Here is a 25,325-nt window from a genome sequence, read left to right on the forward strand (position 1 = left end):
AGGTCCCTCTCGACTTGGAGCTCCGCCGTGCCCGTCGCCGTCCGCACCCGATCCGCCCGGGTGGCCCTCCTGGCCACCACCGGCGCGCTGGTGGCCGCCTCCGTGCTGGCCGCGCCCGTCCCGGCCCGCGCCGACACCGCCCCGGGCACCGGCAGCACCGTCGTCGGGGAGCTGGTGCAGGGCTACGCCGACCCCGGGCCGGAGCACGACGAGGGCGCCACCGGCGAGCCGCCGCTGCTCAGCTGGGTGCGCACCGACGACACGGCCGCCGTCCGGGTGCCGACCGACGACGTCGACCACCTGGCCGCCGGCTCGACCGTGCGGGTCACCCTCGGCGGCACGGTGCGCGACGAGGCGAGCACCGACGGCCTGGCACCCGCCCGGGACGTCGTCGCCGCGCAGGTCGTCGCGCCCCCGACCACCGACCCGGGCACCCCGCTGGCCGCGGCCGGCAGCGTCGTGCACGAGGTCACCGTCGCGATGGTGGTGCCCGCCGGCGCCGCGGCGCAGCAGGCCGCCGACCCCGCGACCCTCGCCGGCGTGACCGCGCTGGTGAACGGTGCGGTCGACGACTTCTGGGCCGGCCAGACCGGTGGCGCGGTCCGCTTCTCCGCCGTCGCCGGCGCCGACTGGACCCCCTCGGCCGCCACCTGCGCCTCGCCGTGGAGCCTGTGGGCCGACGCCGCCGCGGCCGCCCACTGGACGGCCGGTCCCGGCCGGCACCTGCTCGTCTACGTCCCGAAGAACACCCCCGGCTGCGCCTACGGGCTGGGCACGATCGGTGAGCAGGGCGGCGGCGGTGGCGCCTTCGCCTACGTGCGCGACGACCAGCTCTCGGTGGTCGCCCACGAGCTCGGCCACAACCTGGGCCTGGGTCACTCGTCGGCGCGGCAGTGCGACGGCGCGGTCGACTCCGGCACCTGCCAGGTGCAGTCCTACCGCGACTACTACGACGTCATGGGCTACTCGTGGGGCCCGGTCGGCTCGCTGAACGTGGCGCAGGCCGCGCTGCTCGGTGCCCTCCCGGCCGGCTCGGTCGCGACGGTGCCCGCCGGCGGAGGCACGTTCACGCTGGCCCGGCTCGACGCCCGGGTCGCGTCGGGCACGTGGGCGCTGCGGCTCGACGACGAGGCCGGCCGGGCGAACTGGCTGGAGTACCGGGCGGCGGCCCCCGGCGGCCGCGACGCCTGGCTGGGCACCAGCGCCAACGCGCCGCGGCTCCAGCAGGGCGTGCTGCTGCGGGCGTCGTTCGACGACGGCGACAGCACCTCGCTGCTGCTGGACCCCACCCCCTCGCCGCGCAGCGGCTGGGCCGGTGACTACGCGACCGCGCTGCCGGTGGGCGTCGCGGTGCCGGTGGCCGGCGGGCGCTTCAGCGTGATCGTGCGGTCCGCCGACGCCGACGGGGCGACCGTCGAGGTGCGCTCCGGGGTGCCGGCCGCCGCGCTGACCGCGATCACCGGCTACCTGCGCACCGCGCCGCTGGGCGACCCGGTCGGCTCCTACACCTGCGGCCTGCCCGCCGGTGGCTGCCGGCTGGACCTCACCGGCGGCTCGGTCTACTGGTCGCCGGCCACGGGCGCGCACGCCGTCCGCGGGGCCATCGCGGCCAAGTACGCCGCCTTCGGCGGGCCCGGGCGGCTGGGCTACCCGGTCGGCGAGGAGGGCTCGGACCCGCGGGTGCCGGGCGCCTCGTACTCGAACTTCCAGTACGGCGACGTGATCTGGTCGGCCGGCACCGGTGCGCACGCGGTGGTGGGGGAGCTGCTGCGGTGGTGGCAGCGCCTCGGTGGGGCCACCGGCCGGCTGGGTCTGCCCACCGGTGACGACTCCTGGCTGGCCGGCGGCTCGGTCACGACGTTCCAGGGCGGGACGGTCTACTGGTCGCCGGCGACCGGTGCGCACGCGGTGCTGGGCGCGATCGCGGCGAAGTACGCGGCCTTCGGCGGCCCCGCGCGCCTCGGCTTCCCCGTGGGCGAGGAGGGCCAGGACCTCCGCGCGCCGGGCACGTACTACTCGAACTTCCAGCGCGGCGACGTGATCTGGTCGGCCGGCACCGGTGCGCACGCGGTGGTGGGGGAGCTGCTGCGGTGGTGGCAGCGCCTCGGCGCGGCCGCGGGCCGGCTGGGTCTGCCCACCGGTGACGACAGCTGGCTGGCCGGCGGTTCGGTGACGACGTTCCAGGGCGGGGCGGTCTACTGGTCGCCGGCGACGGGGGCGCACGCGGTGCTGGGCGCGATCGCGGCGAAGTACGCGGCCTTCGGCGGCCCCGCGCGGCTGGGCTACCCGGTCGGCGAGGAGGGCACGGACCGGCGGGTGCCGGGTGCCTGGTACTCGAGCTTCCAGTACGGCGACGTGATCTGGTCGGCCGGCACCGGCGCGCACGCGGTCGCCGGGGAGCTGCTGCGCTGGTGGCAGTCCACCGGGGCGGCCGCCGGCCCGCTCGGACTCCCCACCGGCGACGACACCTGGCTCACCGGCGGCTCCATGACCGCGTTCCAGTTCGGCAGCATCTACTGGTCGCCGTCCACCGGCGCGCGCGACCTGCGGGGCGCCGTCCTCACCGACTACCTCGCCCGCGGCGGGCCCGCCGCGCTCGGCTTCCCGGTGACCGCCACCTACCGCACGGCGGCGGGGCTGCGCGCGGACTTCCAGTTCGGGTCGATCACCCGCTGACGTCCGGCTGCCGGTCCGCGGACCGGCAGCCGGACCACCCTGCTCGGTCCGCGACCGTGCTCAGTCCGCGATCGTGCAGAGGACGGCGCCGCTGCTGACCGTGGCGCCGACCTCGGCGGACAGCCCGCTGACGGTGCCCGCCTTGTGCGCGGTGATCGGCTGCTCCATCTTCATCGCCTCGAGCACCACGACCAGGTCACCGGCGGCGACGGTCGCGCCGTCCTCCACGGCGACCTTCACGATCGTGCCCTGCATCGGCGAGGTGAGGGAGTCACCGGACGCGGCGCTGCCGCCGTGCCCGCTGCCGCGCTTGCGCGGCCTGGCACCGCCCGCCGCCGCGGTCGTTCCACCGCCCACCCCGGCACCGCCGCCGGCCGCGAGCCCCGCGGGCAGCGACACCTCCAGCCGGCGGCCGCCGACCTCGACCACGACGGTCTGCCGCGGCGCCTCCTCGGCCTGCTCGGCCGGGACGGCGACGTAGGGCGGGACCTGGTTGTCCCACTCGGTCTCGATCCAGCGGGTGTGCACGGTGAACGGCTCGCTGGTGAAGGCCGCGTCGCGGACGACGGCCCGGTGGAAGGGCACGACGGTCGCCATGCCCTCCACGACGAGCTCGTCCAGCGCGCGGGCGGCCCGCTGCAGGGCCTCGGCGCGGGTGGCGCCGGTGACGATCAGCTTGGCCAGCATCGAGTCGAACGCACCGGCCACCTCACCGCCGGTCTCCACCCCGGAGTCCCAGCGGACGCCGGGCCCCTGCGGGATCTCCAGCCGGGTCACCGGGCCGGGGGCGGGCAGGAAGTTGCGGCCCGGGTCCTCGGCGTTGATCCGGAACTCGATGCTGTGCCCGCGCGGCGCGGGGTCCTCGGTGATCTCCAGCGGGAGGCCCTCGGCGATGCGGAACTGCTGGCGCACCAGGTCGATGCCGGAGGTCTCCTCGCTGACCGGGTGCTCGACCTGCAGCCGGGTGTTGACCTCCAGGAAGGAGATCGAGCCGTCGGTGCCGACCAGGTACTCGACGGTGCCGGCGCCGACGTAGCCGGCCTCCGCGCAGATGGCCTTGGCCGAGGAGTGGATCCGGGCCCGCTGCTCGTCGGTGAGGAACGGGGCGGGCGCCTCCTCGACCAGCTTCTGGTTGCGCCGCTGCAGCGAGCAGTCGCGGGTGCCGACGACGACCACGTTGCCGTGCGTGTCGGCGAGCACCTGCGCCTCGACGTGGCGGGGCTTGTCCAGGAACCGCTCCACGAAGCACTCACCGCGGCCGAACGCCGAGACCGCCTCGCGGACGGCGGAGTCGAACAGCTCGGGGATCTCCTCGAGCGTGCGCGCCACCTTCAGGCCGCGGCCACCGCCACCGAAGGCGGCCTTGATGGCGACCGGCAGGCCGTGCTCGCGAGCGAAGGCGACGACCTCGTCGGCGTTCTCGACCGGGTCCTTGGTGCCGGGCACCAGGGGGGCGCCGGCCCGGGTGGCGATGTGCCGCGCGGCGACCTTGTCGCCGAGGTCGATGATCGCCTGGGGCGACGGGCCGATCCAGGTCAGCCCGGCGTCGAGCACGGCCTGGGCGAAGCCGGCGTTCTCCGAGAGGAAGCCGTAGCCGGGGTGGACGGCGTCCGCGCCGGACTGCTGCGCCGCCGCGATGATCTTCTCGATCACCAGGTACGAGTCGCCCGGCGTCGTGCCGCCGAGGGCGAACGCCTCGTCGGCGGCCCGGACGTGCAGGGCGTCGCGGTCGGGCTCGGCGTAGACCGCGACGCTGGTCAGCCCCGCGTCCTTGCACGCGCGGGCCACCCGCACCGCGATCTCGCCGCGGTTGGCGATGAGGACCTTCTGCACGGGTCGTTCTCCTTCGAGGGGGCGGGTGTCGAGGTCGGCAGGGGCGCGGTCAGCGTTGCCAGAGGTCGGTGATCGGGACGCCGAGCCGGCCCAGCTGGGTGCGCAGCAGCGGCAGCGACAACCCGATCACCGACGACGGGTCGCCCTCGATCCGGCGCACGAACGAGGCGCCCAGCCCGTCGAGGGTGAACGCCCCGGCCACCTGCAGCGGCTCACCGGTGGCCACGTAGGCCTCGATCTCCGCGTCGGTGGGCTGCGCGAAGTGGACGACGGTCGAGGTGACGCCGACGTCCCGGGCGGCCACCTGGCCGTCGCGCACGTCGAGCACCGCCTGACCGGTGTGCAGGGTGCCGCTGCGGCCGGCCATCCGGCGCCAGCGGGTGCGCGCGTCGTCGGCGTCGGTCGGCTTGCCCAGCGGGCGGCCGCGGAACTCCAGCAGCGAGTCGGCACCGACCACCAGGGCGTCGGCCACGTCCTGGGCCACCGCCTGCGCCTTGGCGGTGGCGAGCAGGGCCACCAGGTCGGAGACCCGCGGCGCCGTCACCGCCGTCTCGTCGACCCCGCTGACCAGCACCTCCGGCGTCAGCCCGGCCTGGCGCAGCAGCTGCAGCCGCGCCGGGGACTGCGACGCGAGCACCAGCCGGCGGCTCACACCGGCCTCCGGGAGGCGGCCCAGGCGCCGGGCCCGGTGCGCGGCAGCGTGCCGAACAGCGCGCTGCGCTCGCCCCAGCCACCCACGGCCACCGACCGGCGGCGGGGACGGCGCTGCTGGGAGAGCGCGGCGACCACGACGGTGAGCGCGGCGAGCTCCTCGGCGTCCGGCGTGCCCCTCACGACGCGCAGCAGAGGGACGTCCCCGCTCACAGGGGCACGTTCCCGTGCTTCTTGGGCGGCAGCGTCTCGCGCTTGTTCGCCAGCAGGCGCAACGAGCGGACCACGTGCAGCCGGGTGTGCGAGGGCGGGATCACCGCGTCGACGTACCCGCGGTCGGCCGCGACGTACGGCGACAGCAGCGCGTCCTCGTAGTCGGTGATCAGCTCGGCGCGGCGGGCCTCGGGGTCCTCGGCGGCCGCGAGCTCCCGGCGGTAGAGGATGTTCACCGCGCCCTGCGCGCCCATGACCGCGATCTGCGCGGTCGGCCAGGCCAGGTTCACGTCGGCCCCGAGGTGCTTGGAGCCCATCACGTCGTAGGCGCCGCCGTAGGCCTTGCGGGTGATGACGGTGATCAGCGGGACGGTGGCCTCGGCGTAGGCGTAGATCAGCTTGGCCCCACGCCGGATGATGCCGTCCCACTCCTGCGACGTCCCGGGCAGGAAGCCGGGGACGTCGACGAAGGTCAGCACCGGGACGTTGAACGCGTCGCAGGTGCGCACGAAGCGCGCGGCCTTCTCGCTGGCGTCGATGTCCAGCGTGCCGGCGAACTGGGTGGGCTGGTTGGCGACGACGCCGACCGGGCGGCCCTCGACCCGGCCGAAGCCGGTGAGGATGTTCGGCGCGAACAGCGCCTGCACCTCGAGGAACTCGCCGTCGTCGAGGACGTGCGTGACGACCTCGTGCATGTCGTACGGGGTGTTCGCCGAGTCCGGGATGAACGTGTCCAGCTCGAGGTCGGTCCCGGTGAGCCCCTCGGGCAGCGCGGCGTCGACCGGCGCGACCTCGAGGGCCGGCAGCGGGTCGAGGTTGTTGCTGGGCAGGTAGCTCAGCAGCGCCTTCACGTAGTCCAGCGCGTCGGCCTCGTCCTCGGCCAGGTAGTGCGCGACGCCGGACTTGGTGTTGTGCGTGCGGGCGCCGCCGAGCTCCTCGAGCGTGACGTCCTCGCCGGTGACGGTCTTCACCACGTCCGGGCCGGTGATGAACATCTGGCTGGTCTTGTCGACCATCACGATGAAGTCGGTGAGCGCGGGGGAGTAGACGTGGCCGCCGGCCGCGGGGCCCATGACCAGCGAGATCTGCGGGACGACGCCGGAGGCGTGCACGTTGCGCCGGAAGATCTCCGCGTACAGGCCGAGGGAGACCACCCCCTCCTGGATGCGCGCGCCGCCGCCCTCGTTGATGCCGATGACCGGGCAGCCGGTGCGCACCGCCAGGTCCAGCACCTTGACGATCTTCTCGCCGTAGACCTCGCCGAGGCTGCCGCCGAACACGGTGACGTCCTGGGAGAAGACGCACACCGGACGGCCGTCGATCGTGCCGTGGCCGGTGACGACGCCGTCGCCGAAGGGCCGGTTCGCGTCCAGCCCGAAGTTCGTGGACCGGTGCCGGGCGAACTCGTCGAGCTCGGTGAACGACCCCGGGTCCAGCAGCGCCTCGATCCGCTCGCGCGCGGTCATCTTCCCCGCGGCGTGCTGCCGCTCGACCGCCCGCTCCGAGCCGGCGTGCGTGGCCTGGCGCACCCGGCGCTCGAAGTCGGCCAGCTTGCCGGCGGTCGTGTGGATGTCGATGCCCTCGGGGACGTGGTCCCCGGCGCTCTCCAGCTCAGCCGCACTCATCGCGACACACCTCGCTCCGCGAGGCCGTTCGCTCCGCTCCTCGCTCGCTGGCGCTCGCTGCGATGCTCACTCACGGAGCCGTAGCGTAGGTGACGTGCCGGGACCCGACCTCTCCACGCCCGCCGGCGACCGGCCCGCGCTGGACCAGCAGGCCCTCTCGACCGAGCTCACGGCCGGCAGCGCGGTGTGGCGGGAGCTGCGCGTGGTCGAGCGGGCCGGGTCCACCAACGCCGAGCTCGCGGCCGCCGCCGCCGACGCGGCCGGGGGCACGGTGCTCGTCGCCGAGCACCAGGACGCCGGCCGGGGGCGCCTGGACCGCGTCTGGACGTCGCCGCCGCGGGCCGGCCTGACCGTGTCGCTGCTCGTGCGCCCCGACGTCCCCGCCGCCCGGCGCGGGTGGCTGTCGCTGCTGACCGGCGTCGCGCTGGCCGAGTCGGTGCGGGACACCGCGGGCGTGCGCGCCTCGCTCAAGTGGCCCAACGACCTGCTCGCCGCCGACGGCCGCAAGCTCGCCGGGATCCTCGCCGAGACCGCCGGGTCCGCGGTGGTGGTCGGCGTGGGGCTCAACGTCTCCACCCGCGCCGACGAGCTCCCCGCCACCGGCACATCGCTGGCCCTGCAGACCGGCGGCCCGGTCGACCGCGGCGCGGTGCTGCTGGGCTTCCTGCGGGCGTTCGAGCGGCGCTACCTGCCGTGGGTCGCCGCGCTGGGCGACCCGGTGGCCTCCGGGCTGGCCCGCGACTACCTGGCCTGGTGCTCCACGGTGGGCGCCGAGGTCTCCGTCACGCTGCCCGACGGGTCGGCGCTGGACGGCGTCGCGGAGTCCGTCGACTGGGACGGGCGCCTCGTCGTCCGCACCTCCGGCGGGGTCGTCGAGCTCGCCGCCGGCGACGTCCGGCACGTCCGGGGGCTGTGACCCGGTCGGCCTGCCGGCCGACACCGCGGCCAGGTGCCGTCCACGGCCTGCGCCGAGCCGTTGCCGGCGTCCTCGTCGGGAGCGTCCGGCCCCGCGACGAGCCCACCGAGCGCGCTGTCGCGCGCCGGTCCGTGACCCGCGGCGGGCGGTCGGTCATCCTGGCGGGATGCCGTACCCGGACAAGCTGCTGGCCGAGGACGAGGAGGTCGTCAGCCACCTCCACCCGCACTGGACGACCGTCTTCTGGCCGATCGTCTGGTTCCTGCTGATCGTCGGCGCCGCCTCGTTCGGCTGCGCCCTCGTCCCCGCGGGCCGCGACCAGGGGGTCTGGCGGCTGGTCCTCGTCGCCGCCGCGCTGCTGCTGGCGCTGGTCGTGGTGGCCCGCCCCCTGCTGCGCTGGCGGACGACGCACTACGTGATCACCACGCACCGGCTGCTCTGGCGCCACGGCGTGCTGTCGCGGACCGGCCGGGACATCGGGCTGAGCCGGATCACCGACGTCTCCTACCGGCAGACGCTGTGGCAGCGGCTGATCCGCTCGGGCACCGTCACCCTGGAGACCGCCGGCGAGGGCGGCCCCACCGTGCTGAGCGCGGTCCCCGACAGCGAGAGCGTGCAGCAGCTGGTCAACCAGCTGGTCGAGGAGGACGCCGACCGCCGGGCGCGGGAGAGCGCCGGCTACATCGGGGAGCACGCCCGCGGCTGGCACGCCCCGGACGACGACGGGTGGGCGGACGACGGGTGGGCGGACGACGACTGGGCGGGCGGCGAGGACCGGTCCGGGCAGCCGGACGAGGGCCCGGACCGCTGGGGCCGCGGCCCGACCCGGCGGCAGTAGCGCACCTCACGGCCCGCCCGGGCAGCCCGGACCGGTTCGTCCCGGCGTGGGGCACCGGTTCTGTCGGAGGGGCCACCTACCGTCGCGGGCATGCGGTTGCTGCACACCTCCGACTGGCACATCGGGCGGTCGCTGCACGGCACCGACCTGCTCGCGGAGCAGGAGGCGGTGCTGGCGCGGCTGGCCGAGGTGGTGGCCGGCGAGTCCGTCGACGTGGTGCTCGTCGCCGGTGACGTCTACGACCGCGCCGTCCCCTCCGCCGACGCGACCGCGGTGCTCAGCCGGGCCGTCGCCCGGCTGCGCCGCGCCGGCGCCGAGGTCGTGCTCACCCCCGGCAACCACGACTCCGCCCGCCGGCTGGGCACCTTCTCCGAGCTGCTCGCCGCCGGTGGGCTGCACGTGCGCGCCGCCACGCCCGCGCTCGACGAGCCCGTGCTGTTCCGCGACGAGCACGGTGAGGTCGCCGTCTACGGGCTGCCCTACCTGGAGCCGGAGGTCGCCCGGCACGAGCTCGGCCTCGACGGCACCGCGCTCGGCCGCAGCCACGAGGCGGTGCTGACGGCGGCGATGGACCGGGTGCGGGCCGACCTGCTCCTCCGGCCGGGCGTGCGCTCGGTGGTGCTCGCGCACGCCTTCGTCGGCGGCGGGCTGCCCAGCGAGAGCGAGCGCGACATCTGCGTCGGCGGGGTCGACCTGGTGCCGGCCCCGGTCTTCGACGGCGTCGACTACGTGGCGCTGGGGCACCTGCACCGGCCGCAGACGCTCACCCCGCGGCTGCGCTACAGCGGCTCGCCGCTGGCCTACTCGTTCGGCGAGGCCGGGCAGCAGAAGCAGGCCTGGCTGGTCGACCTCGACGCCGCCGGGCTGGCCGACGTGCGGCCCGCGCCGCTGCCGGTGCCGCGCCCGCTGACCGTGCTCACCGGCACCCTGCCCGACCTGCTGGCCGACCCGGCGCACGCCCCGGTCGAGGACCACTTCGTCTCCGCCCGGCTCACCGACCCGGTCCGGCCCACCGACCCGATGCGCCAGCTGCGCGGCCGGTTCCCGCACTGCGTGCACCTCGAGTGGTCCGGCGGCGCCGCCGTCGACGACGGCCGCAGCTACCAGGAGCGGCTGCGCGGCCGCAGCGACGTCGAGGTGGCCGAGGAGTTCGTCAGCCACGTCCGCGGCGTCGCCGCCACCGCGGCCGAGCGCGAGCTGCTGGCCCGCGCGCTCGGCGCGGCCGACCGGGTCGAGGTGACCCGGTGAGGCTGCACCACCTCGAGCTGACCGCGTTCGGCCCGTTCGCCGGCACCGAGCGGGTCGACTTCGACGAGGTCGGCGCCGACGGCCTGTTCCTGCTGTGGGGCCCGACCGGCGCGGGCAAGACGACGCTGCTCGACGCGGTCGTGTTCGCGCTCTACGGCACCGTCCCCGGCGCCCGCGGCGAGGAGAAGCGGCTGCGCAGCGACCACGCCGGCGTCGACGTCCGCACCGAGGTCAGCTGCGAGCTGACCCTCTCCGGCGAGCGGCTGCTGGTCACCCGCCGCCCCGAGCAGCAGCGGCCCAAGAAGCGCGGCGAGGGCTGGACGGTCGAGCAGGCCAAGCTCACCGTGCAGCGGCTCACCGACGGTGGCTGGGAGCCGGTGAGCACCCGCATCGACGAGGGCTCCGAGCACCTGCGCACCCGGCTCGGGCTCGACGTCCACCAGTTCTGCCAGGTGGCGCTGCTGCCGCAGGGCGACTTCGCCCGGTTCCTGCGGGCCGAGCCGGAGGACCGCGCGAAGCTGCTGCGCACCCTGTTCGACGTCGGCCGGTTCGCCTCCGCCGAGGAGTGGCTGGCCGGGGAGCGGGCCACCGCCCAGCGGCAGCTGGACGCCGTCCGGGTGCGCACCAGCGGTGTCATCGCCCGGGTCGCCCAGGTGGCCGAGGCCGCCGTGCCCGAGGAGCTGGCGCCCGAGCTGCTCGGGGTGGCGCCCGGCACCCGCGCCAACGCCTGGGTGGCCCGCCTGCGCGCCGACGCCGCCCGGCAGCGGACGGCCGCCGGGACGGCCGCCGAGGAGGCGGGCGCGGACGTCGCCCGCGCCGACGCCGAGCTGGCCGCCGCGCGCGCCGAGGAGGAGCGGCACGTGCGCCGGGACCGGGCCCGCGCGGAGCTCGCCCGGCTGGACGCCGAGCAGCCCGAGCTGGCGCCGCTGCGTGCCCGGCTGGACGCCGGCCGCCGGGCCGAGCCCGCCCGCGACGTGCTCGAGGCCGCCGGCCGCGCGGCGCTGGCCGCCGAGCAGGCCGAGGAGGTGCTCGCCGCGGCCCGGCGGTCCTGGGCCCAGGTGGCTCCCGGCGAGACCGCCGACGGGCTGCGCGCCCGGGAGCTGCGCGACGAGGTCGCCGGGCTGCGCACCCTGCTGCCCGAGGTCGAGCGGGCCGCGCAGCTCGCCCGGCAGGTGCGCACCGGGGAACGGCGGGTCACCGAGCTCACCGCCCGGGTCGGCGGGCAGGAGGCCGAGCTGGCCGGCTGGCCGGCGCAGGTCACCGCCCAGGAGGCCGCCGTCGCCGCGGCGGGGGAGGCGGCCGCCCGGCTGCCCGGGCTGCGGGCCACCGTCACCGCCTCGTGGGCCGCGCTCACCGCCGCCCGGGCCGCCGCCGACCTGGCGCCCCGGGTCGGCGACCAGCGCGCCGCGGTCGCCCGCCTGCACGAGCGCTGGAACGACGCCCGCGAGCGCTGGAACGACCTGCGCACCCGGCGGCTCGACGGGATGGCCGCCGAGCTCGCCGCCGGCCTGGTGCCCGGGGAGGACTGCCCGGTCTGCGGGAGCACCGAGCACCCGGCCCCCGCGCAGCGGGCCGGCGAGCAGGTCACCCGAGCCGACGAGGACACCGCCCGGCAGCGCGCCGAGGCGCTGGAGGCCGAGCTGGCCACCGCCCGCGACGCGCTGGGGGAGGCAGAGCGGTCGCTCGCCGAGCTGACCGCCCAGGCCGGGACCGCACCGGTGGCCGAGCTGTCCGCCGCGCACGACGCGGCGGTCGCCGACGAGCGCGCCGCGGCCACCCTGGCCGGCACCCTCGACGCCGCGCGGGACCGGCTGGCCGAGCTCACCCGCCGGCGCGAGACGGCCACCGCCGCGCTCGCCGCCGCCCGCGAGGAGCTGGGCGTCACCCGCACCGAGGTGGCCGCGGCCCGCGCCGCCGCCGAGGAGGTCACCGCCCGGCTGGCCGCCGCCCGCGGCGACGACCCCGACCTCGACGCCCGCATCCGGCGGCTCACCACCGCCGCGGAGCGCTGCGAGGCGCTGGTGCAGGCCGAGGGCGACGAGCTGCGGGCCCGCACCGCCGCCGGCCAGGCCCGGGAGGCCGCCGAGGAGCGGGTCGCCGCGCTCGGGTTCCCCGACCTGATCGCCGCCGCCGACGCGCTGCTCGACCCGGCCCGTGCCGCCACCGCCGCCCGCCGGGTCGAGGAGCACGACGCGCAGCGCGCCGCCGCCACCGCCCGGCTCGCCGAGCCCGAGCTCGCCGACCTGGGCCCGCGCCCCGACGTCGCCTCGCTCACCGGCGCCTGCCGCTCGGCGACCGCGTCCCGGGAGGCGGCGGTCGCCGCGGCCGAGGACTGCCGGCGGCGGGCCGCGGCCCTCGACGCGCTGTCCGCCGAGCTCACCGGCGCCGAGGTCGAGCTCGACGAGCGCCGCGCGGTCGCCGAGCAGGTCACCGGGCTGGCCGACCTGGTCACCGGCCGGGGCGCCAACACGCTGCGGATGCGGCTGCAGTCCTTCGTGCTCGCCGCCCGGCTCGAGCAGGTCGCCGAGGTGGCCAGCCGCCGGCTGCGGGAGATGTCCGGCGGGCGCTACACCTTCCAGCACAGCGACGCCCAGGGCCGGCACGGCGCCCGCGGCGGTCTGGGGCTGGACGTCCTCGACGAGTACACCGGAACCCGCCGGCCCACCAAGACCCTCTCCGGTGGCGAGAGCTTCATGGCCAGCCTGGCGCTGGCCCTGGGCCTGGCCGACGTCGTCACCGCCGAGAGCGGCGGCGTGCAGCTGGACACCCTGTTCGTCGACGAGGGCTTCGGCACCCTCGACCCGCAGGCCCTCGACGCGGTCATGACCGTGCTCGACGAGCTGCGCCGCGGCGGCCGCACGGTCGGCGTCATCAGCCACGTCGAGGAGCTCCGGCAGCGGATCACCAGCCGGCTGGAGGTCGTCACCAGCCGGGCGGGCTCCCGGCTGGTCGCCTGACCGGCACCGGGCCTCCGCGCACCGGGCTGCCGCACGCCGGGGCCCGGAACGCCGAGAGGGGCGGGCAGGCCACGGCCTGCCCGCCCCTCTCGGCGGTGGAACGGGGGTCGGTCAGGCGGCGCGGTCCATCGGCGCCGGCTGCGCGAACCGCGGGTCGACCGCGGCCGGGTTGTCGGGCGCGACGAAGACCCACTGGCGGTAGCTGAAGAACCGGATGACCGTGCCGACGATGATCGACCCGATGTTGGCCGCCTGGAGCACCAGCGCGCTCTCCTGGCCCAGCGGGTAGCGGACCAACGCCACCACCCCGATGTTGAGCAGGAGGGTGAACACGTTCACCCCGATGAACACGGTGCTCTCCCGCTTGGCGCCGGTGCGCGCCCGGTGCGAGAACGACCAGAAGCGGTGCGCGTAGTACGACACGACGCCCGACACCACGGTGCTCAACAGGCGGGCGGTGACCGCGCCGACGCCGAGCTCGGCGTACAGCAGCTGGAACACGCCGAGGTCCAGCAGGAAGCAGAACCCGCCGACCACGAGGAAGGCCGACACCTCCTTGACCGCGGTCTGCCACTTCTCGGGCAGCCGGCTCTGCACGTCTCTCCAGCTCACCGGTCGAGAGTACGTGCTGGCGGCGACCCCGCGACGGCTAACGTGAGCATGTGTCCGTCCCCTCAGTCCCACGCGTCGCCGGTGTCGGTCCTGTCGCACCGGCAGCACGAGCGGACGGCGTCCCGGCCGGGCTCGACCCGCGCACCGGGCTGCCCGTCGTGGCGATGGTCGGCGGCGGCCAGCTGTCCCGGATGACCCACCAGGCGGCCATCGCGCTGGGCCAGTCGCTGCGCGTGCTGGCGACCAGCACCGACGAGTCCGCGGCGCTGGTCACCGCCGACGTGCGGCTCGGCGACCACCGCGAGCTGGCCGACCTGCAGGCGCTGGCGGAGGGGGCGACCGTGGTCACCTTCGACCACGAGCACGTGCCCACCGAGCACCTCCGGGCGCTGGAGTCCGCCGGCCACCGGGTCGCGCCGGGCCCCGCCGCGCTCGTGCACGCGCAGGACAAGCTGGTGCTCCGCCGGGCGCTGGCCGACGCGGGCGAGCCGCAGCCGGCCTGGGCCGAGGTCGGCACCGTCCACGACGCCGCCGTGTTCGCCGACGAGGTGGGCTGGCCGATCGTGCTGAAGACCCCGCGCGGCGGCTACGACGGCAAGGGCGTGTTCGTCGTCCACGGCCCCGACGCGGTCGCCGACCTGATCGAGCGGCACGGTCCGCTGCTCGCCGAGGAGCGCGTGGCGATGCGCCGCGAGCTGTCCGCGCAGGTCGCCCGCTCGCCGTTCGGCCAGGTCGCGGTGTGGCCGGTCGTCGAGACGGTGCAGCGCGACGGCGTCTGCAACGAGGTCTACGCACCCGCGCCGGGGCTGCCCGAGGAGCGGGCCACCGCGGCGCAGGAGCTCGCCGTCCGGATCGCCGACCGCCTCGGCGTCGTCGGCATGCTCGCCGTCGAGCTGTTCGAGACCGCCGACGGCGTGCTGGTCAACGAGCTGGCGATGCGGCCGCACAACTCCGGCCACTGGACCATCGAGGGCGCCCGCACCAGCCAGTTCGAGCAGCACCTGCGGGCGGTGCTGGACTACCCGCTGGGCGACACGTCGATGACCGCGCCGGTGGTCGTGATGGCCAACGTGCTCGGCGGTGGGGCCGCGGACGACGGGTGGTCCGGTCCGGGCATCGACGAGCGGGTGCACCACTTCATGGCCCACTGGCCCGACGTGAAGCTGCACTGGTACGGCAAGGGCCAGCGCCGGGGCCGCAAGCTCGGCCACGTCACGGCGCTGGGCACCGACCTCGACGAGGTCCGCGCCCGCGCGGTGGCCGCCGCCCGCTACCTGGCCGACGGGGTCGTCGACCCGGCCTTCGCCTTCGCCGAGGAGCACTGACCGCATGAGCGACCCCGTCGTCGGCATCGTCATGGGCAGCGACTCCGACTGGCCCACCATGGAGCCGGCCGCCACCGCGCTGCGGGAGTTCGGCGTGCCGTACGAGGTGCACGTGCTGTCCGCGCACCGCACCCCGCGCCGGATGCTCGACTACGCCGAGGCCGCCGCCGGCCGCGGGCTGCGGGTGCTCATCGCCGGCGCCGGGGGAGCGGCGCACCTGCCGGGCATGGTCGCCGCCGCCACCCCGCTGCCGGTCATCGGGGTGCCGCGGGCCCTGGACCGGCTCGACGGCCTGGACAGCCTGCTGTCGATCGTCCAGATGCCGGCCGGGGTGCCGGTCGCCACGGTCGGCATCGGGGGCGCCCGCAACGCCGGCCTGCTCGCCGTCCGGGTCCTAGCCGCGGCCGACCCGGCGCTGCTCGCGGCGGTCGAGCGGTTCCAGGCCGACCTCGCCGACTCGGTGGTCGAGCGGGACGCCCGGCTGCAGGAGCGCCTGGCCGGGAGCTGACGGCCCGAGGGGGACCGTCCCGTCACGCGTGTGACTCACGGGGCCCCAGGAACGCCTGAAGCGGGACACGCAGGAGGCTGCGGCCGGGCGGCGGGGCCGCCCTGTTCACTCGGCTGCGTGGCAGTCCAGAGCACCCCCGTCCGCACGCTGCGGAGCCCGCGCCCCCGCTCGGCCGCCGACGCCCGGCCGACGGCCCGGACGCACCGGCCCGCGGTCGAGCTCGTCGAGGTGTCCGTCAGCGGCCTCGTCTACGAGGTCCCGACGGCCGGCGCCCGGGTGTTCGACGTGCTGCTCGACGGCCGCCGGGTCTGGTCGTTCACCGAGTCCGACGCGCCCCTGCCGGACGGTCCGGGCCGGTCGGCCGTCGCCGCCGGCGTGCGGCGGGCCCAGCCGTGGCCGCCCGCGCTGGTCCCGTGGCTGCGCGGCCGGTTCCGCGTCGGCCTGCGCGAGGTGGGGGCGGCCGGCACCGCGGAGACCGAGGTCGAGCTCGGCGGCGGCACCGGGCCGCTGGACCTGGCCGACCGCTACGGCCGGCCGCTCGTGGTCAACAAGTGGGGCCGGCTCGGCCACGCCCTCGCCGACGCACCCGAGGGCCTGGTCGAGCGGATGCTGGACTCGATGGACGGCATCCGCGAGGTCGTCCAGCGGGAGCTGGGGGACGTCGTCTACGTCACCGGTGGGACGCTGCTCGGCCCGGTCCGCGAGAACGGCCGGGTGATGCCCCACGACGACGACGCCGACCTCGCGTACCTGAGCGGGCACGAGCACCCCGCCGACGTCACGCTGGAGAACTTCCGGCTCGGGCGCGCGCTGCGCGCCGCCGGGTACGACGTCCTCCGGCTGTCGGTCGGGCACCTGCAGGTCGTCCGGGACCACGACGGCGCCCCGGACCACTACGTCGACGTCTTCACCGGCTTCCTCCTGGGCGGCCGCTGGCACCAGCACTTCCCGATCCGGGCGGAGGCCCGCCGCGAGGACCTGCTCCCGCCCAGCACGGTCACGGTCGAGGGGCGGCCGGAGCCCGCGCCCCGCCGGCCGGAGTTCATGCTGGAGCAGCTGTTCGGCGACGGCTGGCGCATCCCGGACCCCTCCTACCAGTTCGACCTCCCCGCGGCGACGTCCGACCGCTTCTACGGCTGGTTCGCCGACTACAACGTCGAGCGCGAGCAGTGGGACGACGTCGTCCTGCTGGCGCCGGACGGTCAGCAGCCCGCCCGTGGGGGGATGAGCGCGTTCGCCCGGGCGGTGCACGCCGAGACCCCGGAGTCCTCCGCCGTCCTGGAACTGGGCAGCGGGCTCGGGGCCGACGCGCTCGCGCTGGCCCGCGCCGGCCGCACCGTGCGGGCCGTCGACTTCTCCCGGCACGCCGTCCGGCTGGCGCAGGAGGCGGCGGCCGACCTCGCCGACACCGACCTGGCGGGCGCGGACCTGGACCTCGAGGTGCTGAACCTGCTGGACAGCCGCGCCGTCGTCCGGCTCGGGGCCCGGCTCGCGGCCGAGCCCGTCGCCTGGACCGTGTTCGGGCGGCGGCTGCTCAACGCGCTGGAGGACCGCGGCCGGGACAACGTCTTCCGGCTCTGCTCGATGCTGCTGCGCCGCGGCACCGCCGCGCACCTGGACGTCGTGACCGACCACGGCTACGCGGGCATCGCCCCGCACCGCCACCTCTCCGTCGCCCAGGTGACGGAGGAGGCCCGGCGGCACGGCCTCGACCTGGCCGAGGCGGTTCCCCGCATCGAGCCGATGACCTGGTTCGACGCGCCGCAGGAGCGGCTCGTGGAGACCTGCCGCCTGACCTTCCGACGGAGGACCCGATGACCCACCCGACCGCTGCCCGCCCCCTCGCCGCCCCGGTGCGGCTGATCCGCCGGGCGCTCGCCCCCGCCGCGCTGGAGCTGCAGGGCCGGCTGCCCGAGCTCCGCCAGCAGAACGAGGAGCTCGCGCGCCGCCTGGCGCAGGCCGAGGAGCGCCTGGCCGTCCTGGAGGACCGGGCCGCCCAGGCCGACCGGCTCGCCGCGGAGGTCGGCGAGCTGCGGGAGGGGCTGCACGAGTCCCGGCGCCTGAACCTGCGGGTCGCCGAGCTGACCGACCTGGTCACCGAGCTCGTCCTGCCGCTGCACGACCGGGAGATCGACCCCGCGGTGCTGGCGCGGCTCGGCGCCGACACGCTCTGACACCGGGGTCGGGCGCCGGGTGAGGTGCTTCCTGTGCCACCGCGGCGCGGCTAGCATCTACCCGTGAGTAACAACGCTGGGCTGTACGCGCTCACCGAGGAGCACGAGGCCATCCGGGAAGCCGTCCGCGACATCGCCGAGCGGGAGATCGCCCCGCACGCGGCCGAGGTGGACGCCGACTCCCGCTTCCCGGCCGAGGCGCGCAAGGCGCTGACCGCGGCGGGCTTCCACGCCACGCACGTCCCCGAGACGTACGGCGGCGAGGGCGCCGACGCGATCGCCACCTGCATCGTCATCGAGGAGGTCGCCCGCGTCGACGCCAGCGCGTCGCTCATCCCGGCGGTCAACAAGCTCGGCTCGGTGCCGGTGCTCCTGTCGGCGTCGGAGGAGCTCAAGCAGCAGGTGCTGCCCTCGCTCGCGTCGGGCCAGTCGATGTTCAGCTACGGCCTGAGCGAGCGCGAGGCCGGCTCGGACGCCGCGGCGATGCGCACCCGCGCGGTCCGCGCCGGTGACACCTGGGTGCTCAACGGCACCAAGGCCTGGATCACCAACGCCGGCGTCTCCGACTGGTACACGGTCATGGCCGTCACCGACCCGGGGAGGAAGGCCAACGGCATCTCCGCGTTCGTCGTGCACCGGGACGACCCGGGCTTCGCCGTCGGCCCCAAGGAACGCAAGATGGGCATCAAGGGCTCGCCGACCTGCGAGCTGTACTTCACCGACTGCACCATCCCGGCCGACCGGATCATCGGGGCCGAGGGCACCGGCTTCAAGACGGCGCTGCGCACGCTGGACTTCACCCGGCCGACGATCGGCGCCCAGGCCGTGGGCATCGCCCAGGGGGCGCTCGACGCCGCGGTCGCCTACACCAAGGAGCGGCGCCAGTTCGGCTCGGCCGTCGCGGACTTCCAGGGCGTGCAGTTCATGCTCGCCGACATGGAGATGAGGATCGAGGCCGCCCGCCACCTGGTCTACGTCGCCGCCGCCGCGGGGGACCAGGGGCGGCCCGACGTCACCCGGCTGTCCGCCTCGGCCAAGGCCTTCGCCTCCGACGTGGCGATGCAGGTGACCACGGACGCCGTCCAGCTGTTCGGCGGCGCCGGCTACACGCAGGACTTCCCGGTCGAGCGCATGATGCGCGACGCGAAGATCACCCAGATCTACGAGGGCACCAACCAGGTGCAGCGCATGGTGATCGCGCGCAGCCTGCTGCGGTAGGCCCTGCCGATCCCACCCCGCGCGGCGTCCCGCGCCGGGCCGCCCGCGGGTGGGAGGCTGGGCGTCCGCGGGGCGGGGGTGCCCGTGTGACATCTGGTGCCCGGTGGGTGAGATGTGACGGACCGGCCCGTCGCTCCGACCGATCTTGGCCCCGGCCGTGTTCACTGGCATCCCGTGGGAGCACCAACCGTCATCGAACGGCACACAGCAGAGCCAGGCGACGGCCGGTCCGGGCGCACGGTCGACCGGCGCGGTCCGGTCCGCCTCGAGCTCGGGATCCTGGTCACCGCGCTGATCGCGTTCGTGTGTGCTGCGGCCCTGCCCTTCGCCCCCGTCTCGATGAGCACGCCGACGGTCTCCTGGCCGCAGGACCCCGCCCGGCCCGTGTCCACCGAGCTGCAGCTGACCGCCGAGCACCCGCTGGGCCTCGACGTCCGGTTCAGCTGCGCGGCGCTCGCCGACGTCCGCGACAACGCGGACGGCAAGCTGCTGTCGACCACCCAGCCGGGCCGGTTCACCGAGGACGACGGGCTGCAGGTGCGCGCCGAGGGCGACTCGGTGCTGGTGCGCAGCAACCACACCGAGGTCTTCCGGGGCCCGCTGTCCGCCGGCGGCTGCGAGTACCGCCTCACCATGGACGGCGACACGACCCGGCTCACCCTCGACGGCGAGCAGGTGGCCCAGCTCGGCGCGGTGCTCCCCGACGTCGACGTCCTGGCCACCTCCTTCGCGGGGCTCCCCGGCGGCTCGGCCGACGACCTGTCGGTGACCGTCCGCGTCGACGACCAGTTCTCGAACAGCCCCACCGCGGTCAAGTGGGTGCTCTCCGCGCTGCTGGCGCTCTCCTCGATCGCCTGCCTGGTGCTGGTCGCCCGCTGGGACCGCCGGCGCCGGGCCGGGTCGCGCACCGACGGCGCCGACCGCCCCGCCGCGGGCCGGCTGCCCTGGTGGCGGTACCTGTCGGTGGTCGACCTGGCCGTCGTCCTGCTGCTCCTGCTGTGGCTGTTCATCGCCCCGACCACGGACGACGACGGCTACTACGCGGTGATGGCCCGCAGCTCGCTGGACAACGGCTACGTGGGCCAGTACTACCAGCTGCTCAACAACGGCTACACGCCGTTCACCTGGTTCTACCAACTGCTCGGCTACTGGGACCACCTCAGCCACGCACCGGTCTTCCTGCGCATCCCGTCGCTGGTCGCCGGGCTGCTGACCTGGGCCGTGGCCCGCATCGTGCTCAACTCCGTCGGCCTGCCCCGGCCGGCCACCGCGCTGCGCCGGTTCCTGCTGCACGCCGTCACCGGCCTGGTCTTCGCGATGGCCTGGCTGCCCTACTGCCTGGGCGTCCGGCCGGAGTCGATCGTCGCCCTGCTCGCGGTGATGTCGCTCGGCGCCGTCGTCGTCGCCCGCCGCCGGGACAGCCTGGCCTGGTACGCCGGGGCGCTGCTCATCTTCGGCGTCGCGATCACCTGCCACCCCACCGGCATGGTCGCGCTCACGCCGATCCTGCTGAGCATCCCGCAGATGTGGCGGCTGGTCCGGTCCACGACGCTGTGGCGCACCCTCGCCCGGATCGCCGGGCTCGTCGCGCCGGCCGCGCTGGTGGCCGTGCCCGGCTTCCTCGACGGGACGCTGAACGACTTCACCCGCAGCGGTGAGATCTTCGACGAGGCAGCGCCGAAGACCCAGTGGTTCGACGAGATCCTGCGGTACCAGTTCCTGCTGGGCAACGGCGCGATGGGCGCCTACGCCAAGCGGCTGACCGTGCTGCTGGGCCTCGCCTGCTTCCTGTGGTTCGCCGTGCTGCAGCTGGCCTCGGCCGGCCGCGCCACCCGGGCCTTCCCGAAGCTGGTCGCGCTCGCCGGCTGGTCCTACGGCCTGTCCTTCCTCGTGCTGTGGCTCACCCCCAGCAAGTGGACGCACCACTTCGGCAGCATCTCGGGGCTGAGCACCGTCTTCGTCACCGCGTTCCTGTTCTTCGGGGTCCGCACGGCGGTGGCGGCGCAGCGGGGCCGGCGGTCGATCGCCCCCGCCGTCGTGCTGGCCGGCATCTCGCTGGTCCTGGTCGTCGCGCTGTCCATGCACGGCCCGAACCTCTGGGCGTACTCCTGGCTGCTCGGGCTCCCGCACGCCGGCCCGCCGCCGTTCCTGGGCCCGCTGTCGCTGGACAGCCCGGCCGTCTGGGTGCTGGTCGTCGTGGCCGCCGCGGTGGTCGTCACGCTCACCACCCGGCGGGACCGGCGCAGCTGGGGCCGCATCGGCGGCCGCGCGCTGCCCGCCGCGGCCGTCGTCGCGCTGCTGGCCGGGTTCGTCTACCTGGTCGGCGGCTTCGCCCTGGCGACGGTGCGCACCTGGGACGACTACTCGCCCTGGGCGGACGCCCTGCAGGACCCGATGTCGCACGACTGCGCGGCCCAGCAGGCCTTCAGCGCCCCGGCGCTGGACACCGCCCGCGAGCTGCCCGTCGCCAGCAGCACGGGCGCCGTGGCCGAGGGCTTCGGCGCCGGCTGGTACCACCCGACCTCGCCGCCCCCGGCGATCGCCTCGGGCGCTCCGGCGACCTTCGGCAGCTACCCGGCGCTGGGCAGCGAACCCGACCAGGGCCGGCTGGCCACCGACTGGTACACCGTGCCGGCCGAGCAGTCCGACGAGGAGCTGCTGGTGCTGGTCTCCGGCCGCCTCGGCGGGGACAACCGGCTGGCCGTGGAGTGGGGCAGCACGAACGGCTCGACGGTCACCACGCTGGCCGAGCAGCCGGTCGACGACGGGATCGACAACACCTACTGGCGTCAGCTGCGGCTCGTGCCGCCGGCCGGCGAGCGCCCGGACGCCGTCCGGGTGACGGCGACCGACGGGGGCTCCGGCCCCGGCGGCTGGCTGGCCGTCAGCGCACCGCTGCAGGCCCAGGTGCAGAGCCTGGACCAGCTGATCCCGGCCGGTGCGGTCACGCAGGTCACCTGGCAGATCTCGTTCCTGTTCCCCTGCGCCGAGCTGCCGGAGACCGTCGACGGGATCACCCAGCCCAGCGACTACGTCATCGCGTGGGGCAACCGCGGGCTCGACGGCCTCGGCGACTCGATCTTCAACCGGGGCCGCGGCGGCCTGATGTACCCGACGCTGCGCTCCTCGTCGCTGACCAAGCTGGACACCCGGATGCCCACGCACCCGGAGGTCGACTGGTTCCAGGCCTACTCGGTGCAGAACCCGTACCCGACGGACGCCTACACGCTGGACCGCCAGCGCGGGACGAAGTGGGGCTGGGAGAAGCCCTGACCCCACGGGTGGCCGACGACCGCGCCCCCACCGCCGTCCGGCGGTGGGGGCGCGGTCGTGCGTGCGGGGTGCCGGCTCAGCCGAGCAGGCGGGAGACGCCCGAGAGCCGTTCGTCGCCGGCCATCGAGGCCAGCCACGCCGACCAGCCCGGCCGGTTGCGGACCGCCTCGAGCGCGGCCCGCGCCGCGGCCCGGTCGCCGCGGCGGGAGGCGGCCAGCGCCGCGTACAGCTCGCGGGCCCCCTCCGGGGCGAACACGGCGAGCGTCTCGTAGTCGCGCTCGTCGTAGGCGCGCTGCAGGTTGCGCAGCATGCGCAGCTGGGCCACCGGGTCGCCGGAGTCGTCGACGCGCAGGTCGACCCGGACGCCGTCGTCGTCATCGGTCTCCGGGTCGCCGCTGACCACCCGCAGCGCCGCCGACTGCCGCCCGCGCAGGTCGCCGCCGGCGTCCTGCCCCGCGGTCAGCGCGGCGAGCAGCCGGTCGGCCAGCGGGCCGCGGGCGGTGGTGTACGCCTGGGCCATCGCCGGCAGTACGTCCTCGCCGGCCAGCATGTTGCCCTGCACGCTGAACCCCTCGCCGAGCAGGTGCCCGCTCACCGGCAGCGACCCGCGGCCGGTGTCGGCGGCGACCCGGCCCTGCGTGTCCAGCACCGCGATCTGCCGGTCGACGTCCTCCGCGGCGTGCGCCGCCCGGCGCACCAGGTCGGCCGGCGCGGCGCCGCCGGCCAGCCCGGCGAGCAGCGACCCGCCCAGGCCGCGGCGGCTGCGCGCCTGGACGGCGACCACCCCGACGCCGGGCCGCACGCTGGGCACGGCCCGGCCGACGGCGAGGATGCACGAGGAGACCGCGATGCCGAGCTCCCCGGTGCCCGGGTCCCGGGCGATGACGGAGAAGGTCATCGGCCCTCGTCCCTCACACGCCGGCCGGCAGCGCCATGGTCGGGACGTCGTCGGACACCTGCAGCGGCGCGCCGGTCTTCGCGACCACCTCGTCGACGGTCACGCCCGGCGCGACCTCGCGCAGCACCAGCCCGCCGGGGGTGACGTCGATGACCGCGAGGTCGGTGATCACCCGGTCGACGCACGCCTTGCCGGTCAGCGGCAGCGTGCACTCCTCGACGATCTTCGGCGACCCGTCGCGGGCGACGTGCTCCATCATCACGATGACCTCGCGGGCGCCGTGGACCAGGTCCATCGCCCCGCCCATCCCGTTGACCATCTTGCCGGGGATGAGCCAGTTGGCCAGGTCACCGCGGGTGTTCACCTGCATGGCCCCGAGGACGGCGACGTCGATGGCGTGGCCGCGGATCATCCCGAACGACAGCGACGAGTCGAAGAAGCTCGCGCCCGGCAGGATCGTGATCGTCTCCTTGCCGGCGTTGATCAGGTCGGCGTCCTCCTCGCCTTCGAAGGGGTAGGGGCCGACCCCGAGCACGCCGTTCTCGCTCTGCAGCACCACGTGCACGCCGTCGGGGATGTGGTTGGGCACCAGGGTGGGCATGCCGATGCCGAGGTTCACGTACTGGCCGTCGCGCAGGTCGAGGGCGACGCGGGCGGCGAGCTGGTCGCGGGTCAGGCTCATGGCTCAGGCCTCCGTGGTCTCGGTGCCGGCCGCGGCGGGGGAGCCGCTGCCCGGGCGGGGACGGGTGGTGCGCTTCTCGATCTTCTTGCCCGTCACCGGGTCGCGCGGGTCGACGAGCACCACCCGCTGCACGAACACCCCGGGCAGGTGGACCTCCTCGGGCACGATCTCGCCGGGCTCGACCAGCTCCTCGACCTCGGCGATCGTCACCCGCCCGGCCATCGCGGCCAGCGGGTTGAAGTTGCGGGCCGACTCGTGGAAGACCAGGTTGCCGTGCCGGTCGCCCTTCGCGGCGCGGACCAGGCCGTAGTCGGCGGTCAGCGCGGTCTCCAGCACGTACTGGACGCCGTCGAACTCCCGGACCTCCTTCGGCCTGCTGGTCTCCACCACGTTGCCGTCGGCGTCGTAGCGCACCGGGATGCCGCCGTCGGCGACCAGCGTGCCCACGCCGGTGGGCGTGTAGAAGGCGGGGATGCCGGTGCCGCCGGCGCGCAGCCGCTCGGCGAGCGAGCCCTGCGGGGTCAGCTCGACCTCCAGCTGCCCGGACAGGTACTGCCGGGCCAGCTCCTTGTTGCCGCCGACGAAGCTGCTGATCGTCTTGCGGATCCGGCCCTCGTACAGCAGGACGCCGAGCGCCTGGTCGTCGACGCCGCAGTTGTTGGAGATCGTCGTGAGGTCGCTCGCGCCCTGGGCGAGCAGTGCGTCGATCAGCCCGAACGGCACGCCGCACAGGCCGAAGCCGCCGACTGCGAGCGTCGCGCCGTCGCGCACGTCCGCCACTGCCTCGCGCGTGCTGGGGACCACCTTGTCCATGCCGCTGACCACCGTCTCCCGGTCGTTTGCCCGGTCGGGGCCGGGCCGCAGCCGTCAGGCGGGGCGGCCCAGCTCCCTGACCCCGTCCACTCGAAGGCCGAGGGTAGCGGTGACCCGTTCGGCCTCCGCGTGGGCCTGCAGCTGGGCGTTCGTGGCGTTCTCGACCAGGACGAGCGAGGCACCGGCCGCCAGCGGGGCCAGCAACCAGGCCACCGGCCCGGCCTCCTCCGCGGTGCGGTGGTCGACCAGCAGCCGGTCGCCGGCCGCGATGCCGAGCCGGCCGGCCAGCTCCACCGCCGCGGCGACCAGCCCGCCCAGGGTCAGCTCCAGCGCGCCCGCGCGCAGCCCGGGCGCCGCGGGGTCGACCGGCTGCCAGGGGGTGAACACGTCGCCGTGCACCCGCACCTCGAGCGCGAAGTCGCGGGCCTCCCCGGCGTAGTCGGTCATCCCCAGGCCCAGCGGGTGCAGCGAGAGGCCCAGCAGCGGGTCTGCGCCGGCCTCGGTGAACGCGGCCAGCCGGTCCTGGGTGGTGAGGGTCAGGTCGGCGCCGTCCAGCCGGCCGTCGTCCTCCGCGGCGGTGTCCAGCACGGTGGCGCCGCAGCTCCACACGCCCAGCAGCACCGCGGCGGTCTGCCAGTGCACCGGCAGGGCGACGGCGACCGTGCTGCCGGGGGCGACGTCGAACTCGTCCTGCAGCAGGTTGGCGGTCTTCGCCACCCAGTTGGCCAGGGTGGTGCCGGACAGCTCGATGCGCGCGCCGGTGGCGTCGTCGTACCAGGTGACCAGCGGCGCCGCGGGGCTGCGGCGGAGGGTCTCGGCGAGCAGGTCGGCGGGCGCGGCGGGTCCGATGGGAGGCACGGGACAA

The 25,325-nt window shown here is 75.8% G+C and carries 20 protein-coding genes; 11 read left to right on the plus strand and 9 right to left on the minus strand.

What is annotated here, in order from left to right; translation table 11 throughout:
* Positions 1-27: 27 nt before the first annotated feature.
* Positions 28-2,676, plus strand: coding sequence for a reprolysin-like metallopeptidase (locus tag AB0J00_RS03915; RefSeq protein ID WP_357740449.1), 2,649 nt, complete (start codon positions 28-30; stop codon positions 2,674-2,676).
* A 60-nt stretch (positions 2,677-2,736) separates the two neighbouring features.
* Here AB0J00_RS03915 and AB0J00_RS03920 read toward each other — a convergent pair whose 3' ends face one another.
* The 4 genes from AB0J00_RS03920 to AB0J00_RS03935 are packed head-to-tail and all read right to left on the minus strand — an operon-like array spanning position 2,737 to position 6,998.
* The gene (locus AB0J00_RS03920; RefSeq protein ID WP_357740452.1) at positions 2,737-4,509 is read right to left on the minus strand and encodes a biotin carboxylase N-terminal domain-containing protein; all 1,773 of its coding nucleotides are present in this window, start codon (positions 4,507-4,509) and stop codon (positions 2,737-2,739) included.
* Between the two features lie 49 nt (positions 4,510-4,558).
* The gene (locus AB0J00_RS03925) at positions 4,559-5,161 is read right to left on the minus strand and encodes a Maf family protein (protein WP_357740454.1); all 603 of its coding nucleotides are present in this window, start codon (positions 5,159-5,161) and stop codon (positions 4,559-4,561) included.
* On the minus strand, positions 5,158-5,373 hold the full coding sequence (locus AB0J00_RS03930) for an acyl-CoA carboxylase subunit epsilon (RefSeq protein ID WP_357740457.1): 216 nt from the start codon (positions 5,371-5,373) through the stop codon (positions 5,158-5,160). Before AB0J00_RS03930 ends, AB0J00_RS03925 begins: the two co-directional genes overlap by 4 nt.
* The gene (locus AB0J00_RS03935; RefSeq protein WP_357740460.1) at positions 5,370-6,998 is read right to left on the minus strand and encodes an acyl-CoA carboxylase subunit beta; all 1,629 of its coding nucleotides are present in this window, start codon (positions 6,996-6,998) and stop codon (positions 5,370-5,372) included. The genes AB0J00_RS03930 and AB0J00_RS03935 overlap by 4 nt, the downstream gene beginning before the upstream one ends.
* Positions 6,999-7,092: 94 nt before the next feature.
* Here AB0J00_RS03935 and AB0J00_RS03940 point away from each other — a divergent pair, with 94 nt between their 5' ends.
* From AB0J00_RS03940 to AB0J00_RS03955, 4 genes are all read left to right on the plus strand, one after another.
* Positions 7,093-7,914 (plus strand): biotin--[acetyl-CoA-carboxylase] ligase, encoded by an 822-nt coding sequence (locus AB0J00_RS03940; RefSeq protein WP_357740463.1) that lies wholly within the window; start codon positions 7,093-7,095, stop codon positions 7,912-7,914.
* Positions 7,915-8,080: 166 nt separating this feature from the next.
* Positions 8,081-8,752 carry a PH domain-containing protein gene (locus tag AB0J00_RS03945; protein WP_357740466.1) on the plus strand — a complete coding sequence of 224 codons (672 nt, stop codon included), beginning with the start codon at positions 8,081-8,083 and terminating at the stop codon, positions 8,750-8,752.
* A 90-nt stretch (positions 8,753-8,842) separates the two neighbouring features.
* Complete coding sequence (locus AB0J00_RS03950) at positions 8,843-10,000, plus strand: exonuclease SbcCD subunit D (RefSeq protein ID WP_357740469.1); 1,158 nt, start codon at positions 8,843-8,845, stop codon at positions 9,998-10,000.
* On the plus strand, positions 9,997-12,957 hold the full coding sequence (locus tag AB0J00_RS03955; protein WP_357740471.1) for an SMC family ATPase: 2,961 nt from the start codon (positions 9,997-9,999) through the stop codon (positions 12,955-12,957). The genes AB0J00_RS03950 and AB0J00_RS03955 overlap by 4 nt, the downstream gene beginning before the upstream one ends.
* Positions 12,958-13,068: 111 nt before the next feature.
* Here the strand turns inward: AB0J00_RS03955 and AB0J00_RS03960 are convergent, their stop codons facing one another.
* On the minus strand, positions 13,069-13,569 hold the full coding sequence (locus AB0J00_RS03960) for a GtrA family protein (RefSeq protein ID WP_357740474.1): 501 nt from the start codon (positions 13,567-13,569) through the stop codon (positions 13,069-13,071).
* A 149-nt stretch (positions 13,570-13,718) separates the two neighbouring features.
* On the opposite strand from AB0J00_RS03960, the gene AB0J00_RS03965 reads away from it, so the two are divergent.
* The 6 genes from AB0J00_RS03965 to AB0J00_RS03990 all read left to right on the plus strand — a co-directional run bounded on the left by AB0J00_RS03965 (position 13,719) and on the right by AB0J00_RS03990 (position 22,067).
* Positions 13,719-14,894, plus strand: a complete 1,176-nt coding sequence (locus AB0J00_RS03965; RefSeq protein ID WP_357741339.1) for a 5-(carboxyamino)imidazole ribonucleotide synthase — start codon at positions 13,719-13,721, stop codon at positions 14,892-14,894.
* A 4-nt stretch (positions 14,895-14,898) separates the two neighbouring features.
* The gene (gene purE, locus AB0J00_RS03970) at positions 14,899-15,402 is read left to right on the plus strand and encodes a 5-(carboxyamino)imidazole ribonucleotide mutase (protein WP_357740477.1); all 504 of its coding nucleotides are present in this window, start codon (positions 14,899-14,901) and stop codon (positions 15,400-15,402) included.
* A 117-nt stretch (positions 15,403-15,519) separates the two neighbouring features.
* The gene (locus AB0J00_RS03975; protein WP_357740480.1) at positions 15,520-17,220 is read left to right on the plus strand and encodes a class I SAM-dependent methyltransferase; all 1,701 of its coding nucleotides are present in this window, start codon (positions 15,520-15,522) and stop codon (positions 17,218-17,220) included.
* The gene (locus tag AB0J00_RS03980) at positions 17,217-17,576 is read left to right on the plus strand and encodes a DUF6752 domain-containing protein (RefSeq protein WP_357740483.1); all 360 of its coding nucleotides are present in this window, start codon (positions 17,217-17,219) and stop codon (positions 17,574-17,576) included. The genes AB0J00_RS03975 and AB0J00_RS03980 overlap by 4 nt, the downstream gene beginning before the upstream one ends.
* A 63-nt stretch (positions 17,577-17,639) precedes the next feature.
* Positions 17,640-18,794 carry an acyl-CoA dehydrogenase family protein gene (locus AB0J00_RS03985; RefSeq protein WP_357740486.1) on the plus strand — a complete coding sequence of 385 codons (1,155 nt, stop codon included), beginning with the start codon at positions 17,640-17,642 and terminating at the stop codon, positions 18,792-18,794.
* A gap of 339 nt (positions 18,795-19,133) precedes the next feature.
* Entirely contained in the window at positions 19,134-22,067 is a 2,934-nt protein-coding gene (locus AB0J00_RS03990; RefSeq protein ID WP_357740489.1) for an arabinosyltransferase domain-containing protein, read from the plus strand.
* A gap of 76 nt (positions 22,068-22,143) precedes the next feature.
* Here the strand turns inward: AB0J00_RS03990 and AB0J00_RS03995 are convergent, their stop codons facing one another.
* Genes AB0J00_RS03995 through AB0J00_RS04010 form a run of 4 tightly spaced genes read right to left on the minus strand, consistent with a single transcriptional unit; the run spans position 22,144 to position 25,318 of the window.
* Complete coding sequence (locus AB0J00_RS03995; protein WP_357740491.1) at positions 22,144-22,965, minus strand: DUF1028 domain-containing protein; 822 nt, start codon at positions 22,963-22,965, stop codon at positions 22,144-22,146.
* Positions 22,966-22,978: 13 nt separating this feature from the next.
* Entirely contained in the window at positions 22,979-23,647 is a 669-nt protein-coding gene (locus tag AB0J00_RS04000; protein WP_357740494.1) for a CoA transferase subunit B, read from the minus strand.
* Positions 23,648-23,650: 3 nt separating this feature from the next.
* Positions 23,651-24,460: a CoA transferase subunit A gene (locus AB0J00_RS04005; RefSeq protein ID WP_357740497.1), complete on the minus strand. Its 810-nt coding sequence runs from the start codon at positions 24,458-24,460 to the stop codon at positions 23,651-23,653.
* Between the two features lie 54 nt (positions 24,461-24,514).
* Complete coding sequence (locus AB0J00_RS04010) at positions 24,515-25,318, minus strand: TIGR03089 family protein (protein WP_357740500.1); 804 nt, start codon at positions 25,316-25,318, stop codon at positions 24,515-24,517.
* Between the last annotated feature and the right edge of the window lie 7 nt (positions 25,319-25,325).

The organism is Modestobacter sp. NPDC049651 (assembly GCF_040659695.1).
GTDB lineage: Bacteria > Actinomycetota > Actinomycetes > Mycobacteriales > Geodermatophilaceae > Modestobacter.

What these genes read in the sequence shown, in the direction of transcription:
- AB0J00_RS03980 (WP_357740483.1), top strand. Translation starts at nt 17,217, where the DNA reads ATGACCCACCCGACCGCTGCCCGCCCCCTCGCCGCCCCGGTGCGGCTG.
- AB0J00_RS03995 (WP_357740491.1), bottom strand. Translation starts at nt 22,965, where the DNA reads ATGACCTTCTCCGTCATCGCCCGGGACCCGGGCACCGGGGAGCTCGGC.
- AB0J00_RS03950 (WP_357740469.1), top strand. Translation starts at nt 8,843, where the DNA reads ATGCGGTTGCTGCACACCTCCGACTGGCACATCGGGCGGTCGCTGCAC.
- purE (WP_357740477.1), top strand. Translation starts at nt 14,899, where the DNA reads ATGAGCGACCCCGTCGTCGGCATCGTCATGGGCAGCGACTCCGACTGG.
- AB0J00_RS04005 (WP_357740497.1), bottom strand. Translation starts at nt 24,460, where the DNA reads ATGGACAAGGTGGTCCCCAGCACGCGCGAGGCAGTGGCGGACGTGCGC.
- AB0J00_RS03945 (WP_357740466.1), top strand. Translation starts at nt 8,081, where the DNA reads ATGCCGTACCCGGACAAGCTGCTGGCCGAGGACGAGGAGGTCGTCAGC.
- AB0J00_RS03935 (WP_357740460.1), bottom strand. Translation starts at nt 6,998, where the DNA reads ATGAGTGCGGCTGAGCTGGAGAGCGCCGGGGACCACGTCCCCGAGGGC.
- AB0J00_RS04000 (WP_357740494.1), bottom strand. Translation starts at nt 23,647, where the DNA reads ATGAGCCTGACCCGCGACCAGCTCGCCGCCCGCGTCGCCCTCGACCTG.
- AB0J00_RS03990 (WP_357740489.1), top strand. Translation starts at nt 19,134, where the DNA reads ATGAGCACGCCGACGGTCTCCTGGCCGCAGGACCCCGCCCGGCCCGTG.